Below are 13,982 nucleotides of genomic sequence, written 5' to 3' on the forward strand. Positions count from 1 at the left end.
GCTCCCCTTACAAGGCTTCGGCGTTATCAGGTGAAACAGGCGCGAATCGTTTTGTCGGCTGATCGGCGTTGTTCTCTTGATCCTCAGGCCGCTTGTACGGCGTCGGCGGCCGCCGCCGGGCTGCTTTCTTGTCCTTGGCCGGTTCCAGCACCCGTTCGACCGGCTTCTGCTGGATCGAGTTCTGCCTGGCTGGATCGGGCGGCGCCACCGCGAGCCGACGCACGGTGGGCTCGTCGTCCGGGAACATCTCCACCGGTCTCGGCGGCGGCCCGGACGGCTTCGGATGCGGCACCCGGTCGAACATCGGCTGCGGACGGCGAGGCGGCATCGGCTCACGCGCCCGGACCGGTTCCGGCGCACGCACCGGCTCCGCGACCCGCTCGACCACCCGCTCGACCACGACGACCTGGCGTTCTTGCGCCTCGACGTCAACACCTCGTCCACGCAACGCGGTGTGCAGGCCGTCCCACAGCGTGCCGTCGGTGTGGTCACGCGGATCCGGGTCCACCAGCACGACCCCGATAACCGGGATCCGCCGTTCGGCCAGCTGACGCGCGACCGTGTGCAGCCATTCGGTATTCGCCTGCCCGGCGCGCACGACGAGGATGGCTTCCGCGCCGAGATGTTCGAGGTTCGTCCACGCCGTCCCCGGCTCGATCGAGCCGACACCGACCCGGCGTTCACCGGGGGCCGTCGGCTCGTCGCGTTCCAGCACCCGGATCCCCGCGCCGACCAGCGCACGCAGATTCGCCTTCGGCAGGTCGTCGACGAGCGCGACCGGACCCTTTCCGGCGAGTTCGGCGGCGATGTCGGCGGCCAGCGCGGCCGTCGTCGCGCGTGCGCCGAGATCGAGCAGGGACACCGTCCCGGCTTCCTTGCTGATCGTCCGGATCAACGTGGTGGCGACCCGTTTGCGTTGTTCGAGCGCGCGGGCCTTCCGCAGCCATCGCGGCGGCTTCGGCAGCTGGGCGATCACCGAGGCGCCAAGATGGCGTGAGAGCTCGCGGCGCAGTACCGGCCGGTCCTTCACCACACTGCTGATGGCGGCCAGCACGAGCCCGAGCAGCAGGCCGAGCACCAGGCCGATGCCGCCTGCCGTGCCGGTGGTCTTCAGCACCGAACGCGGCAGGATCCGCGGCACGTCCACGATCTGCGTACCCGCGCCGACCTTCGGCGTGCCGATACCCGCTTCCTGCGCGCGGCCGTCGTAGTCGGAGATCTTCGACGTCAGCTCCGCGCGGCGCGAGTACAACCGCTCCAGCTGCGCGGGATTGGCGTTCCGGTTCTTCGCCTCTTCGGTGACGATGTCGGCCTGGATGGTGCCGATTTCGGTCTGCGCCTGGTTGCGCTGGTCGAGCAGGGCCTTCTGCTCGGCGGCCGCGGCCGCCTGGGAGCGCGCGATGTACTCGGCGATGAAGGCGTCGGCGAGCGCCTGCGTGCGGGCGACGGCGTCGGCGTTGTCCTTGCCTTTGACCGTCAGCTGGAGCACGTTGTTGGTCACGCCAAGGGCCGTGTAGTCCTTGAGGAACTCTTCGGCGGGCTGAGTGCTGTTCAACTTCTTGAGCGCGTCGGCCGCGATCTTCGTCGTCTGCATCACCGCGACGTCGGTCTCCATCAACGTGCCGCTGTCGCTGGGTGAATCGTCCGCGTGGACGACGAGGATCTTCGCCACCGCCGTCGGCGGCGACGGCAGGAACATCGCCACGAGCCCGCCGGCGATCAGGCCGGCGAGCGCGGTGGCCAGCCACAGGCGTCGGCGGCGCCGGACCGAGACAACGAGCCGCTGGAGGTCGACAAGGGGTTCGGGTTTCTCTTTTTCCGCGGTCGTCACGGGGTACCTGCCAGTGCTTCTCGATCGGTCTTGGCGGGTTTGGGCGGTTTGGCCGCCCGGCTGCGGGTCGGCCGGACGGGGCGGATCAACGCCGCCCCGACCACGGTCAACCCGGCGTCGGCGCAGGCTTCGGCGATGCCGACCAGCTCCCACGCGGTACGCGTCCCCACGCCGAGCACGACGAGAACCCCGTCGGCGTCGGCGTCTTCCACGACCGGCCGTCCGGGCGCCACCGTGACAACGGTGAACCACCGATCGGAAAGCTCGGCGATATCGGCGGCGGCCACCCGCGCGGCGTGGTCTCCATCGGCCACCACCACCAGCAACCGCCGCTGCCGCAACCTCGCCACGAGGCGGCGGTAGTGGACGTCTCCGTCAATCTCGTCGGGGAAGACGTCCACTCGCTGGATGTTCCACGGCTTGTCGTCACCGAGGACCTTCGCCCGCAGGCTCCGCTCGGCCTCGGGGTCCGGCACGTCGACGACGTCCACGGTGGCCAGCACCGGACCACCCGCCGCCGCGCCGATCTCCTCCTCGTCCCGCAGCCGCCGGTCGGTGCGGGCGGCGAACAGGTGACCGAGGAGGCCGAATACGAAGAACAACGCCGCACCGCCGAGAGCCAGCTGCGGCAACGTCGGTGATGCCGCCGAAGTCGGCCGCTCGGCCCCACCCATCACGACCATGCTGCCGAGGCCGCTCGCGGTGTCGGTGGCGTTGAGGCTGGACATCGCCTGCTCGATCGACGAGCGCAGCGCGGCCAGTTCGGTGCGGAGCTGGACGGTCTCGACCGTCGTCTTCCCGTCGGAGACCTTCTCGGTCAGCTCGGTGATCCGCTGGTTCGTCTGCGAGACCTGCTGACGCAACGTCTCGCGGCGCTCGTTCGCCAGCTGGACCGCGGAGTCGCCGGAGCTGGTGAGGATCTGCGTCGAGTACTTCACGAATTCCTGGGCGACCTGGTCCGCGACCTGCTGGGCGTGTTCGGCGGAGTCGTCGGTCGCGGCGATGGTGATCACGTTGCCCTGCGCGACCGTGGTGGACACCTGGTCGCGGAGGCCGAGACCACTGCCCCGGCCGAGCACGGCGGCGGCCCGGTCGAGGACGACCGAGCTGGTCGCGACCTCGGACTGGGTGAGCAATTCGTCGGCCTCGCGCGGCCCCTGGAGCAGGACGTTGGACGTGGTCCGGTAGCCGGGGGAAAGGATCAACGACGAACCCGCGCCGACCAGGGCACCGAGGACGGCGAGGACCACCAGGGTCCGCCATCGGCCGCGCAGAACCTGTCCGATCATGGACAGGCGCACCGTATCGTCAGTCAAAGCCGGGATCTCCCATCGGCGCGTGTGGGTGTGGCATCAATCCCGTCGGACCGATCGCGGCGTTGGTTACAGGATTGCCCGAGTCTTGTTCAAAACGCGACCGGGGAAATCGATCAACGGGTCGCGGCCGCATAGGCCGCGAGCAGGGCTTTCTGGGAGTTCTCCCAAGAGAGCGGACCGGCGACGCGCGCCCGCCCCAGCTCACCCATCGCGGCCCGCTCCTCCGGCGAGTCGAGCAGCTGCGCGATCAGCTTCGCGAACTCCGGCTCGTCGTTCGCCGGTGCGTACAGCGCGGCCTCCCCGGCCGAAACCCGGGCCTCCCGCAGCTCGAAGGAGACGATCGGACGGCTCATCGCCATGTACTCCATGATCTTGTTCATGGTCGACACGTCGTTGAGCGGGTTGAGGGGATCCGGCGACAGGCAGACGTCGGCCACCGACAGGTAACGCACGAGATCCTCGTCGGAGATCCGGCCGGTGAACTCGACCTGATCGTCGAGCTTGAGTTCCTTGGACAACGCGACCATGGCGTCGAAAGCGTCGCCGGAGCCGATGAACACGGCATGCCAGTCGGTGCGGCCGACCTCGTCACGCAGGGACGCGAGCGCGCGCAGGGCGTAGTCGACGCCGTCCTGCGGGCCCATCACGCCGAGGTACGCCAGCAGATGCGGCTTGCCCTTCTTCAGTTCGGGCTCGGCCGGGACCTGGTGGAACCGCTCGACCACCGGCGCGCTGCGCACGACGAAGACGTCCTCCGGCGCTTTGCCGCCACGCTTCACCGCGACGTCCTTGTAGCTCTCGTTGGTGGCGATCACGACGTCGGCGGTCTTGTAGGTGCGGCGTTCCAGCGCGCAGACGGCGCGATACAGGAAGTCCTCACCGCGGTTGAAGCGCGAAAGGTACAACTCGGGGCAAAGATCGTGCTGGTCGAAGATGAACTTCGCGCCCTGGCGCTTGAGGTAGAGCGCGACCAGGAACAGCATGTCCGGCGGATTGCAGGCGTGCACGACGTCCACCCGGCCGACCTTGCGGGCGAGCCGGAGTGTGTGCCACAGCGCGGATCCGTACTCCTGGACGTATCCAGCCGGACCGCCGGTGGCGGCCTTCAACGGGTACCGCAGGATGTGGACGCCGTCGATGGTGACTTCGGCTTCGGTGTCCCGTTTCGTCCCTTGTGGACAGATGACGTGGACTTCCCAGCCGTCGCCCGAGAGTGTCTGGCACTCTTGCCAGACGCGGCGATCGAAGGGGACGGAAAGGTTCTCGACGAGGATGAGAGCTTTACCAGGCAAGACCGACATATCCCTCTTCAGCCCGGCGCTTGTCGGCATCGGGTACGCGGACGAGATCGATGATGGGGTGGCCGCCGCCCGCCGGGAGCGCCGCGAGGACGTCCGGGTCGTTGCAGCCGATGAGGGAGACCTCGGCGTGGTCGAGGACCTCGCCGATGGACCCGGCCAGCAGCTGGCCGAGATGCGGCAGCCTGCCCTCGATGTACTCGCGGTTCGCGCCCATCAGCCGCGAAAGGCTGACGTTGGCGTCGTAGATGCGGAGGTCGTAACCCTTGCCGAGCAGGCGCTCCGCCAGCTCGACGAGCGGGCTCTCGCGAAGGTCGTCGGTACCCGGTTTGAAGGACAGGCCGAACAGGCCGACCTTGCGCTTGCCGGCGCGGACGACGAGATCGAAAGCACGCTGGAGGTGTTCTTCGTTGGAGGGCAGCACATGCGACAGGATCGGGACGGCGACGTCCGCGCGGTGCGCGGCGTAGACCAAGCCGCGCAAATCCTTGGGGAGGCACGAGCCGCCGAACGCGAACCCGGGGCGGAGGTAGGCGGGGCTGATGTTGAGCTTGCGGTCGGCGAGGAAGACGTCGATCACCTGATGCGAGTCGAGCCCGAGCGCGCGGCAGATGGCGCCGAGTTCGTTCGCGAAGCCGATCTTGAGGCCGTGGAAGGAGTTGTCGGCGTACTTCGTCATCTCGGCGACCGGGATCGCGACGCGGAAAACCTCGCCGGGAAGCCCTTCGTAGAGCGCCGCGACGACGTCGCCACTGGCCGAGTCGAACTCGCCGATGACGGTCTTGGGCGGGTCGTAGAAGTCCTTGACGCTGCTGCCCTCGCGCAGGAACTCGGGGTTCACCGCGACACCGAAGCCGACGCCGGCGGTGAGACCGGAGGACTTCTCGAGAATGGGGACGAGCAGGTCCAGGCAGGTGCCGGGGAGCATGGTGCTGCGGAAGACGACGGTATGCCTGGTGGGCTTGTCCTTGAGCGCGTCGCCGATCTGCTCGGCCACCCGCTCCAGGAACGCCGTCGACAGGCTGCCGTTGGGCGCTGACGGGGTACCGACGCAAATGAGGGAGACGTCGCTGTCCGCGATCGCCTGTCTTACGTCGGTGGTGGCTCTCAGTTTCCCTTGGGCGACCACTTCCGCGGTCAGTTCGCCGATCCGTTCCTCCACCACCGGCGCCTTGCCGCTGGAGACGAGGTCGATCTTCACCGGATTCACGTCCACCCCGACGACCTCGTGCCCGCGCCCGGCAAGGCACGCCGCCGACACACAACCGACGTAACCGAGCCCGAACACACTGATCTTCATGACGAATTCCTCCAGCCGCGCTCTGCTGACCATTGGTCGGCCGGGGCCCGCGGTTCGTTACCGCCGCCCGCCGGTTGGCCGCGTTTGGCGGAGCGGCAGGGAGGCAGGGGGAGGGTTCTCGTGAGTGATTTGGGTCGTTCTAACGACCCAAATCACTCACGAGCACGGCACCGAGGACAGGTCGGTTCTCGCCCATCGGCCGGGTCCCAGCCCTCGCGCACCAGGACCATCCGGACCTCGGCGGCGACCGCGCACGGTGAGGTCCGGACGTCCTGCCACCCATAAACGAGCCGGGCGCGGCCTGCCAACTCCCCGGCGTTGTCCCGACGGCGATCACGGAACGCGACGCTCGCCATCGCATGGGTCGCGCGCCCATCGAGGCGGACCGTCAGCCGAACTCCGTGCGAGTCGTAGGTCACGTCTTCCCAAAGCGTCTTGCCGTCGACTTCGAACGGCGTCTGTTTGTCTCCGGCAGGCAAGCCGTGTTCATCCTCGACTTCTTTCTGGTATTCGACCTCGAGTGCGGACATCAGCCCGTTCCGCACCAGCGCCAGCCCCAGCAAAATGGCGGCCCGGTAACGAAAAGGTGGCCGGAGCGCGACGCACGCGTCCATCGTGGAGACCAGCACCCGGCTCCGGCTGACCAGGTCGACGATCGTGTTCGTGGCCTCTCGCGGGGTCCGCTGCGAAACAGCGAGATCGACGATCGTGTCGGTCGTTCGCGTCCGGGGCGGCCGCATTTCAACCGCCGTGTAGGCCAAGGCCCGGGAGCGATGCACGAGGACCATCGGTGGTTGAGAGACGGCCGAACTCGTGTAGGGCACCGTGATCTCGATCGGCCCCTCGATGACCGGGACGAGGTTCCATTCTTCCGCGGCCGTGCGATGGCTCAGGGTGGCGTGACCGCCACCGTAGAGAACCGCCGCGTGGAGTTTCGCCGTCCGGGACAACTCGCCGGTGAACGTGGCGATGACACCGGGAAGCACGATCCGCCACCGGCCGGCGTCGATATTGGCCCGCACGTCGGACGGAGTATGCCGGTAGGCGCGGAGTTGGGTCCTGCTGACGATTCCATGCTGCTCTTGCAACAGAACCGGCCAGCTGGGGCGAAGGTCGGCCGGAATCGAGTCTTCCGACCAGCGAGTGTGAATAGGCACCCTCCGACAATCGCGTCCGAAGGAGAGGCCTGGGGAGCGTGGGCGAAATCTGTGGATAAAGGGTCTGGTTGTGGATAAGTCGGGTCTCGTGAGTGATTTGGGTCGTTCTAACGACCCAAATCACTCACTAGCTTTTTCAGCTTCCCTGGACGAACTTCGCCGCCAGGCCTTCCCCGACCGAGGTCGACTTCCCGTGGTCTTCGATCGGCGACACCTTCGAGTTCTTGAAGCAGATGTACGTGACGCCCGAGTCGACGCCGCCGTTCTCCGGGTCCGGGTTGATGCCCAGCGACTTCGCGGTCGCGTAGGACGCTTCGCCGATGATGTCGTTCGGGCCGGTGTCACCGATGACGGTGTAGAGCACCTTGTTGTTGTAGATCACCGCGCACGAGCCGGCGCCCTTCAGGCCCGAGTTCCCGAAGTTCCACGTGCTGCTGACGCTCGGCACGACGATGTAGGGCGTCTGGTCGGCGATCAGCGCCTTGCCGTCGGAACGCGGGAACGCGGTGTCGGGCTGGAACCACGGGTCGGTGTTCTCGTTGCATCGCGCGGTCGGCTGCCCGTCGCAGTCGATGTCCATGTCGGCTTTCCAGAAGACGGCGCTTCCCGCGTCGCAGACGGCGATCGTCCGGCCGGTCTCACTGTCGGTCTTGTACTTGCCGTTCGAGATCTGTTTGCAGCTGGTGGTCTTCGCGAGCAGCTGCTGCGCGGTCGGGCCCGCCTGGATCGCGGGTGAAGCCACGGCCGTCGCCGCCGCCGGGGCCAGTCCTGCGGCCAACACCAGCGCCGAGAGCAGGAGTAACTTCCGCATACCGTTGCACCCCTTAGTTAGTAAGTCTTCCTTACCTCAACGGAGAATGCAGCGGCCAACGACCGGACTCAAGGGCTGACGGGGTGTTGTTTTCCCACTACGCAACGAAAATCGGTCAAAACTGGGCAAGCCTGGCGACCCGCGCCATGAACCGTCCCGCTCGGCGGTACAGGGCGTCCCCTTCACCGAGCACGCCGTCGATCCACGCCTGATCGAGGTCGTGCCGGACTTCGGTCCGCGGCTGCAACCAGCCGTCAAGCGACGCGGCGCCGCCTTCGGTCGTGTAGACCCGCGTCGCGCCGGAACGGCGGAGCCGGCTGAGCACTCGCCGGTCGTAGGCGCCGAACGGCGGCGCGTAGGACCGGACCGGTTCCCCGCTCAGTTCGGCGAGCAGCTTCGGCGCCACTTCGAGTTCGCGCCGGACATGCCTGCCGTCGAGCCGCCGCCAGTCGCGGTGTTCCCAGCCGTGCGAGCCGATCGACATCCCGGCCGCGACCAGACGACGAAGTCCGGCGGCGTCGATGAAGCCCCGCTGGCCGATGCGGCCCGCCAGCGGGAAGAACTCCGCCGTCAGATCGCGCTCGACCAGCCGCGGCAGTGCGATGTCGACGTCGGACGAATTACCGTCGTCGAAGGTGAGCCGGACGTCTTCACGTCCGGCCACCGAATCCAGCACCCGTTCGAGCTGTTCGACGGTCACCCAGGACTCGTTCTCGCCTGGGTCCAGCGCCCGCACGGGCCTGCCAACGCCGCCAATCGCCAGGATCACCATCCGCGCCTCATTCGGGACCGAGTGTGTTTCCCGATTAATCGCATTGGCGAATGGAGTAGTTACATGATCGTGCAAGGTGTCCACGAACGGATTACTTGCGGATCTCCAAGGTGCAGCACTTCGGGCCGCCGCCTGCCTTCCTGAGCTCGGAGATGTCGACGAAGACGACCTCGTAGCCGCGTCCGGTCAGCCGAGCCGCCAAACCGGTCGCTTCGACCGGCAGGACGACGTTGCGGCCGTCGGACACCCCGTTCAGCCCAAAGCATTCCGCGTCGGCCCGGTCCGCGATTACCGCGTCCGGGAACATCCGCTCCAGCACCTTCCGCGAACCGGCCGAGAACGCCGCCGGGTAGTAGGCGAGCTGGGCCGGTGTGGTGTCGGTGGCCTCGGCGAGCACGAACAGCGCGGTGTCGAGGTGGTAGTAGCTCGGGTCGACCAGCCGCAGGGACACGACCGGGACGCCGAGGACCTCCTGCGCCTCGGCGTGCGCGGCCGGGTCGGTCCGGAAGCCGGTGCCGGCGAGCAGGACCTTGCCGGTCCAGGCGAAGTCGCCCTCGGCCTCGTTGATCTTCTCCGGCATGGTGATGTCACGGTAGCCGTGTTCGACGAACCAGCGGCGGAAGTGTTCGGCCTCGGCGGTGCGCTGCGGGGCGCGGAACCGCGAGCCGAGGACACGGCCGTCGACGACGGTGCCGGAGTTGGCGGCGAAGACCATGTCCGGCAGGCCGGGCTGGGCGTCGATCTCCTCGACGGTGTGGCCGAGGCGTCGGTAGGTGTCACGGAGTTCGGTCCACTGCGCCATCGCGGTGTCGACGCTGACCGGGACGGACGGGTCCATCCACGGGTTGATGACGTAATCCACCGCGAAGTACCGCGGCGGGCACATGAGGTAGCGGCGCGTCGTGGGTACACGGGGCTGCTCTAGTACCGGCATACACGAAGGGTAAGACTCGCCTAATTCCGCAATCAATCGCTGTTCGCTGCGCATATACCTGCTAAACATTGCGTGTGAACACCATCGACCAGCGAATCGTTTCATGTCTGATGGCCAACGCGAGGTCAAGCTACGCCGACATCGGGAAAGTCGTCGGCTTGTCCGCGCCCGCGGTGAAGAGGCGGGTCGACAGACTGCTCGAAACCGGGGTCCTGCGTGGCTTCACCGCGGTCGTCGATCCCGAGGCACTGGGCTGGGGCACCGAGGCGTTCGTGGAGGTCACCTGCCACGGCAACATCACCCCGGCCCGCATCCGCGCCCGGCTGGAGCCGCTGCCCGAGGTCGTCGCCGCCTACACCGTCTCCGGCGCGGCCGACGCGATCGTCCACCTGCGCGCGTCCGACATCCACCATCTGGAGACCGCGCTGGAGCGGCTGCGCGGGCTGGAGATCGTCGACCGCACGGTGTCCACCGTCGTGCTTTCCCGGTTGCTGGAACGCCCGCCGACGCCCGAGGCGTGACACCCTCGGCCGGTGACCGATCAGATCCGCTCCAGCCATGACGGCGGCGTCGCCGTGCTCACCATCGACGCACCCGCGACCCGCAACGCCCTGACCCTCGACCTGTCCGCCCAGCTCGCCGCCGCCGTCGCGCGCGCCGAGGCCGACGAGAGCGTCCACGCGGTGATCATCACCGGTGCGCCGCCCGCCTTCTGCGCCGGCGCGGACCTCGACACGCTCGCCGCCGCGAAGGAGGACGGGCTCCGCGCGATCTACGACGGCTTCCTCTCGATCGCCCGATGTTCCCTGCCGACGATCGCGGCGGTCGGCGGGGCCGCGGTGGGCGCCGGGCTGAACCTCGCGCTCGCCGCGGACGTCCGCATCGTGGGACCGAGGGCGAGATTCGTGGCCAGATTTCTCGAATTGGGCGTCCATCCCGGCGGCGGGATGACCTGGATGATCCAGCGGCTCGTCGGCCCGCAGAAGGCCGCGGCGATGACACTCTTCGGTGAGGTCGTCGGCGCCGAAGCGGCTGTAGAAGCCGGGCTCGCGCTCCGGCTCGTTGACGGAGATCTCCTCGAAGCGGCCCGTGAGCTGGCGCGACCCGCCGTCGAGGCGCCTCGCGACGTCCTCCTCGCGACGAAACGCACGCTCCGGCACACCGCCTCGCTGACCGAACATTCGGCCGCCGTGGACGCCGAGATCGAACCGCAACTGGCGTCACTCACCGCACCCGCCTTCGCCGAACGATTAGGCAGGCTTAAAGCGAGAATCAGCGGCCAATGACCGATCCTCGATCAGACTTCACTACGCTATAAGGAGATACGGCTCACAATCGAGTCGCATCGTTAACCGTTACCATCGGTAACACATAAACCGGAAAACCCCCGCTCAGCGACGAGCTCAGGACACTCGAGAAGTAGGTCAAGGCCGCGCTTGCGGCAACCTGGGAAGTGTCACGAGGACTAGCCTCGGGACATGGCACCTGTGACCTGGCCGACATCGCCGGGCGAGGCACCGGATCCTCGGCGCTGCCGGGGACCACGTCGGGAGAGAGGGATTCCCTGACCTATGAGCACGAGTGCGAACGGCAACGGCTCCTTGTCGGCCGTACGGCCCACCGAGGTCGCCAAGCTGGACCGGGTGGTCATCCGGTTCGCCGGTGACTCCGGTGACGGAATGCAGCTGACAGGCGACAGGTTCACCTCGGAGGCGGCCGCTTTCGGCAATGACCTGTCCACCATGCCGAACTTCCCCGCCGAGATCCGCGCGCCACAGGGCACCATCCCCGGCGTCTCGAGCTTCCAGGTGCACTTCGCCGACTACGACATCCTGACGCCGGGCGACCGGCCGGACGTCCTGGTCGCGATGAACCCCGCGGCGCTGAAGGCGAACCTCGCCGACGTCCCGTCTGGCGGGACCATCATCCTCAACACCGACGAGTTCACGAAGCGCAACCTGGTCAAGGTCGGCTTCGAGAACGACCCGCTCGACGACGACACCCTTTCGGCCTATCAAGTCCACCGGGTGGCCATGTCGACGTTGACCAGAGGGGCGCTCGAAGAAACCGGACTGTCCAAAAAGGACGCCGAACGCGCGAAGAACATGTTCGCGCTCGGGCTGCTCTCCTGGATGTACCACCGGCCGACCGAAGGCACCGAACGGTTCCTGCGCGAGAAGTTCGCGAAGAAGTCCGACATCGCCGAGGCCAACATCCTCGCCTTCCGGGCGGGCTGGAACTACGGCGAGACGACGGAGTCGTTCGCGACGACGTACGAGGTCGCGCCCGCGAAGCTGAACCAGGGCACGTACCGCCAGATCACCGGGAACACCGCGCTGGCGTACGGGCTGGTCGCCGCCGGGCAGCAGTCCGGTTTGCAGATCCTGCTCGGCACCTACCCGATCACTCCGGCATCGGACGTCCTCCACGAGCTGTCCAAGCACAAGAACTACGGCATCCTCACCTTCCAGGCCGAGGACGAGATCGCCGGTATCGGCGCGGCGCTCGGCGCTTCGTACGGCGGCGCGCTCGGCGTCACCTCGACCTCCGGACCCGGTGTCGCGCTGAAGTCCGAAGCCATCGGCCTCGCGGTGATGACCGAACTGCCGCTGGTCGTGATCGACGTGCAGCGTGGCGGCCCGTCCACCGGTTTGCCGACCAAGACCGAACAGGCCGACCTGCTGCAGGCGATGTTCGGCCGCAACGGCGAATCCCCGGTGCCGATCGTCGCGCCGCTGTCCCCCGCGGACTGCTTCGACGCAGCCCTGGAGGCCACCCGGATCGCGCTGAAGTACCGCACCCCGGTTTTCCTGCTGTCCGACGGCGCGATCGCGAACGGCTCCGAGCCGTGGCTGATCCCGGACGTCGAAAACCTGCCGGATCTGCGGGTGGAATTCGCCACCGAGCCGAATGCCGAGGACGGTTCCGGGGAATTCTGGCCGTATGTACGCGATCCCGAGACCCTCGCCCGTGCGTGGGCGATCCCGGGCGCGGCCGGTCTTCAGCACCGCATCGGCGGACTGGAGAAGGCCGACAAGACCGGGCACATCTCCTACGAGCCGGACAACCACGAGACGATGGTCCGGCTGCGGCAAGCCAAGATCGACGGGATCGACGTCCCGGACCTCGTCGTCGACGACCCGAGTGGCGGCAAGGCGCGTGTCCTCGCACTCGGCTGGGGCTCCTCCTACGGGCCGATCGGCGCCGCGTGCCGCCGGGTGCGCAAGGAGGGCATGCCGATCGCGCAGGCGCATTTGCGGCACCTCAACCCGTTCCCGGGCAATCTCGGCGACGTACTCCGTTCGTACGACACCGTGGTCGTCCCTGAAATGAATCTCGGCCAGCTTTCGATGCTCTTGAGGGCGAAGTACCTCGTGGACATCAAGTCGTACACGAAGGTCGCCGGGCTGCCCTTCAAGGCCGAAGAGCTGCAAGGCGTGTTCACGGAGATCATCACCAGTACGGAGGCGGGGAAGTGACCGCGATAGACCTGGGGATTCCCACACTCGGCGGCTTGGACCTTGTGCCAACCGAAATCGAGCCGCAGAAGGCCAAGGACTACAAGTCGGACCAGGAGGTCCGCTGGTGCCCCGGCTGTGGCGACTACGTCGTGCTCAACGCCGTCCAGTCGTTCCTGCCGACACTCGGCCTCAAGCGCGAGAACATCGTTTTCATCTCGGGGATCGGCTGTTCGTCACGATTCCCGTACTACCTGAACACCTACGGCATGCACTCGATCCACGGCCGCGCGCCGTCGATCGCGACCGGCCTCGCGACCTCGCGACCGGACCTTTCGGTATGGGTCGTGACCGGCGACGGCGACGCGCTGTCCATCGGCGGCAACCACCTGATCCACGCGTTGCGGCGCAACGTGAACATCAAGATCCTGCTGTTCAACAACCGCGTCTACGGCCTCACCAAGGGCCAGTACTCGCCGACGTCCGGACAGGGCATGGTCACCAAGTCCACCCCGATGGGCTCGGTCGACACCCCGTTCAACCCGCTGTCGCTGGCGATCGGCGCCGAGGCGTCGTTCGTGGGCCGCGCGCTCGACTCGGACCGCAAGGGCCTGACCGAGGTGCTGGAAGCAGCCGCGAAGCACCGCGGTTCGGCGCTGGTGGAGATCTACCAGAACTGCCCGATCTTCAACGACGGCGCGTTCGACGTCCTCAAGGACAAAGACGAGGCCGCGAACAGGCTCATCCCGCTGCGCACCGGCGAACCCATCCGGTTCGGGCCGCAGGCCGAGTACGGCGTCACTCGCGGCGGCTGGGGCGGGCTGGAGGTCGGGAAGGTCGCGAACATCGGCGAGGAGAACCTCGTCGTGCACGACCCGACGATCGAGGACACGGCGTACGCGTTCGCGCTGTCGCGGATCGGCGACCAGAACCTGAACCACGTGCCGACCGGCATCCTGCGTCAGGTCGAGCGGCCCACCTACGACGACCAGGCACGCGCCCAGGTCGAGGAGGCCCGCGCGGCGAAGGCGCCGGACCTGCGGTCGCTGCTGCGTGGCAAGGACACCTGGACCGTCGTCAGCTAGCCGTCCGAAACGCGATGAGC

At 67.5% G+C, this 13,982-nt stretch carries 12 protein-coding genes; 4 read left to right on the forward strand and 8 right to left on the reverse strand.

The genetic code is table 11. The features are described from left to right. Positions 1-7 precede the first annotated feature (7 nt). The 8 genes from AB0M65_RS01245 to ddaH all read right to left on the reverse strand — a co-directional run bounded on the left by AB0M65_RS01245 (position 8) and on the right by ddaH (position 9,419). A complete protein-coding gene (locus tag AB0M65_RS01245; protein WP_364019525.1) occupies positions 8-1,831 on the reverse strand; it encodes a Wzz/FepE/Etk N-terminal domain-containing protein in 1,824 nt (607 codons plus the stop codon). Next, on the reverse strand, positions 1,828-3,120 hold the full coding sequence (locus tag AB0M65_RS01250) for an exopolysaccharide biosynthesis protein (RefSeq protein WP_364019528.1): 1,293 nt from the start codon (positions 3,118-3,120) through the stop codon (positions 1,828-1,830). Before AB0M65_RS01250 ends, AB0M65_RS01245 begins: the two co-directional genes overlap by 4 nt. A gap of 140 nt (positions 3,121-3,260) precedes the next feature. Continuing rightward, a complete protein-coding gene (locus AB0M65_RS01255; protein WP_364019530.1) occupies positions 3,261-4,448 on the reverse strand; it encodes a glycosyltransferase family 4 protein in 1,188 nt (395 codons plus the stop codon). After that, positions 4,429-5,745 carry a nucleotide sugar dehydrogenase gene (locus AB0M65_RS01260; RefSeq protein WP_364019533.1) on the reverse strand — a complete coding sequence of 439 codons (1,317 nt, stop codon included), beginning with the start codon at positions 5,743-5,745 and terminating at the stop codon, positions 4,429-4,431. The genes AB0M65_RS01255 and AB0M65_RS01260 overlap by 20 nt, the downstream gene beginning before the upstream one ends. A gap of 152 nt (positions 5,746-5,897) precedes the next feature. Then, the gene (locus AB0M65_RS01265; RefSeq protein ID WP_364019536.1) at positions 5,898-6,767 is read right to left on the reverse strand and encodes a hypothetical protein; all 870 of its coding nucleotides are present in this window, start codon (positions 6,765-6,767) and stop codon (positions 5,898-5,900) included. A gap of 271 nt (positions 6,768-7,038) precedes the next feature. After that, positions 7,039-7,713 (reverse strand): glycoside hydrolase family 75 protein, encoded by a 675-nt coding sequence (locus AB0M65_RS01270; protein WP_364019539.1) that lies wholly within the window; start codon positions 7,711-7,713, stop codon positions 7,039-7,041. A 115-nt stretch (positions 7,714-7,828) separates the two neighbouring features. Next, positions 7,829-8,485: a polysaccharide deacetylase family protein gene (locus AB0M65_RS01275; RefSeq protein ID WP_364019542.1), complete on the reverse strand. Its 657-nt coding sequence runs from the start codon at positions 8,483-8,485 to the stop codon at positions 7,829-7,831. 91 nt (positions 8,486-8,576) lie between these two features. Continuing rightward, positions 8,577-9,419: a dimethylargininase gene (gene ddaH, locus AB0M65_RS01280; protein WP_364019545.1), complete on the reverse strand. Its 843-nt coding sequence runs from the start codon at positions 9,417-9,419 to the stop codon at positions 8,577-8,579. Positions 9,420-9,493: 74 nt separating this feature from the next. Here ddaH and AB0M65_RS01285 point away from each other — a divergent pair, with 74 nt between their 5' ends. The 4 genes from AB0M65_RS01285 to AB0M65_RS01300 all read left to right on the forward strand — a co-directional run bounded on the left by AB0M65_RS01285 (position 9,494) and on the right by AB0M65_RS01300 (position 13,962). Next, positions 9,494-9,940 carry an Lrp/AsnC family transcriptional regulator gene (locus tag AB0M65_RS01285; protein ID WP_364019548.1) on the forward strand — a complete coding sequence of 149 codons (447 nt, stop codon included), beginning with the start codon at positions 9,494-9,496 and terminating at the stop codon, positions 9,938-9,940. Positions 9,941-9,952: 12 nt separating this feature from the next. Continuing rightward, positions 9,953-10,705: an enoyl-CoA hydratase gene (locus tag AB0M65_RS01290; RefSeq protein ID WP_364019551.1), complete on the forward strand. Its 753-nt coding sequence runs from the start codon at positions 9,953-9,955 to the stop codon at positions 10,703-10,705. Positions 10,706-10,990: 285 nt separating this feature from the next. After that, entirely contained in the window at positions 10,991-12,898 is a 1,908-nt protein-coding gene (locus tag AB0M65_RS01295) for a 2-oxoacid:acceptor oxidoreductase subunit alpha (protein ID WP_364019554.1), read from the forward strand. Beyond that, complete coding sequence (locus AB0M65_RS01300; protein ID WP_364019557.1) at positions 12,895-13,962, forward strand: 2-oxoacid:ferredoxin oxidoreductase subunit beta; 1,068 nt, start codon at positions 12,895-12,897, stop codon at positions 13,960-13,962. Before AB0M65_RS01295 ends, AB0M65_RS01300 begins: the two co-directional genes overlap by 4 nt. Positions 13,963-13,982: the final 20 nt, after the last annotated feature.

Origin of the sequence: Amycolatopsis sp. NPDC051071, from assembly GCF_040682875.1 — a bacterium.
Lineage (GTDB): Bacteria > Actinomycetota > Actinomycetes > Mycobacteriales > Pseudonocardiaceae > Amycolatopsis.

Coding starts and splice junctions, on each gene's coding strand:
- AB0M65_RS01250 (WP_364019528.1), bottom strand. CDS start 3,120: ATGATCGGACAGGTTCTGCGCGGCCGATGGCGGACCCTGGTGGTCCTC.
- AB0M65_RS01255 (WP_364019530.1), bottom strand. CDS start 4,448: ATGTCGGTCTTGCCTGGTAAAGCTCTCATCCTCGTCGAGAACCTTTCC.
- AB0M65_RS01260 (WP_364019533.1), bottom strand. CDS start 5,745: ATGAAGATCAGTGTGTTCGGGCTCGGTTACGTCGGTTGTGTGTCGGCG.
- AB0M65_RS01270 (WP_364019539.1), bottom strand. CDS start 7,713: ATGCGGAAGTTACTCCTGCTCTCGGCGCTGGTGTTGGCCGCAGGACTG.
- AB0M65_RS01275 (WP_364019542.1), bottom strand. CDS start 8,485: ATGGTGATCCTGGCGATTGGCGGCGTTGGCAGGCCCGTGCGGGCGCTG.
- ddaH (WP_364019545.1), bottom strand. CDS start 9,419: ATGCCGGTACTAGAGCAGCCCCGTGTACCCACGACGCGCCGCTACCTC.
- AB0M65_RS01295 (WP_364019554.1), top strand. CDS start 10,991: ATGAGCACGAGTGCGAACGGCAACGGCTCCTTGTCGGCCGTACGGCCC.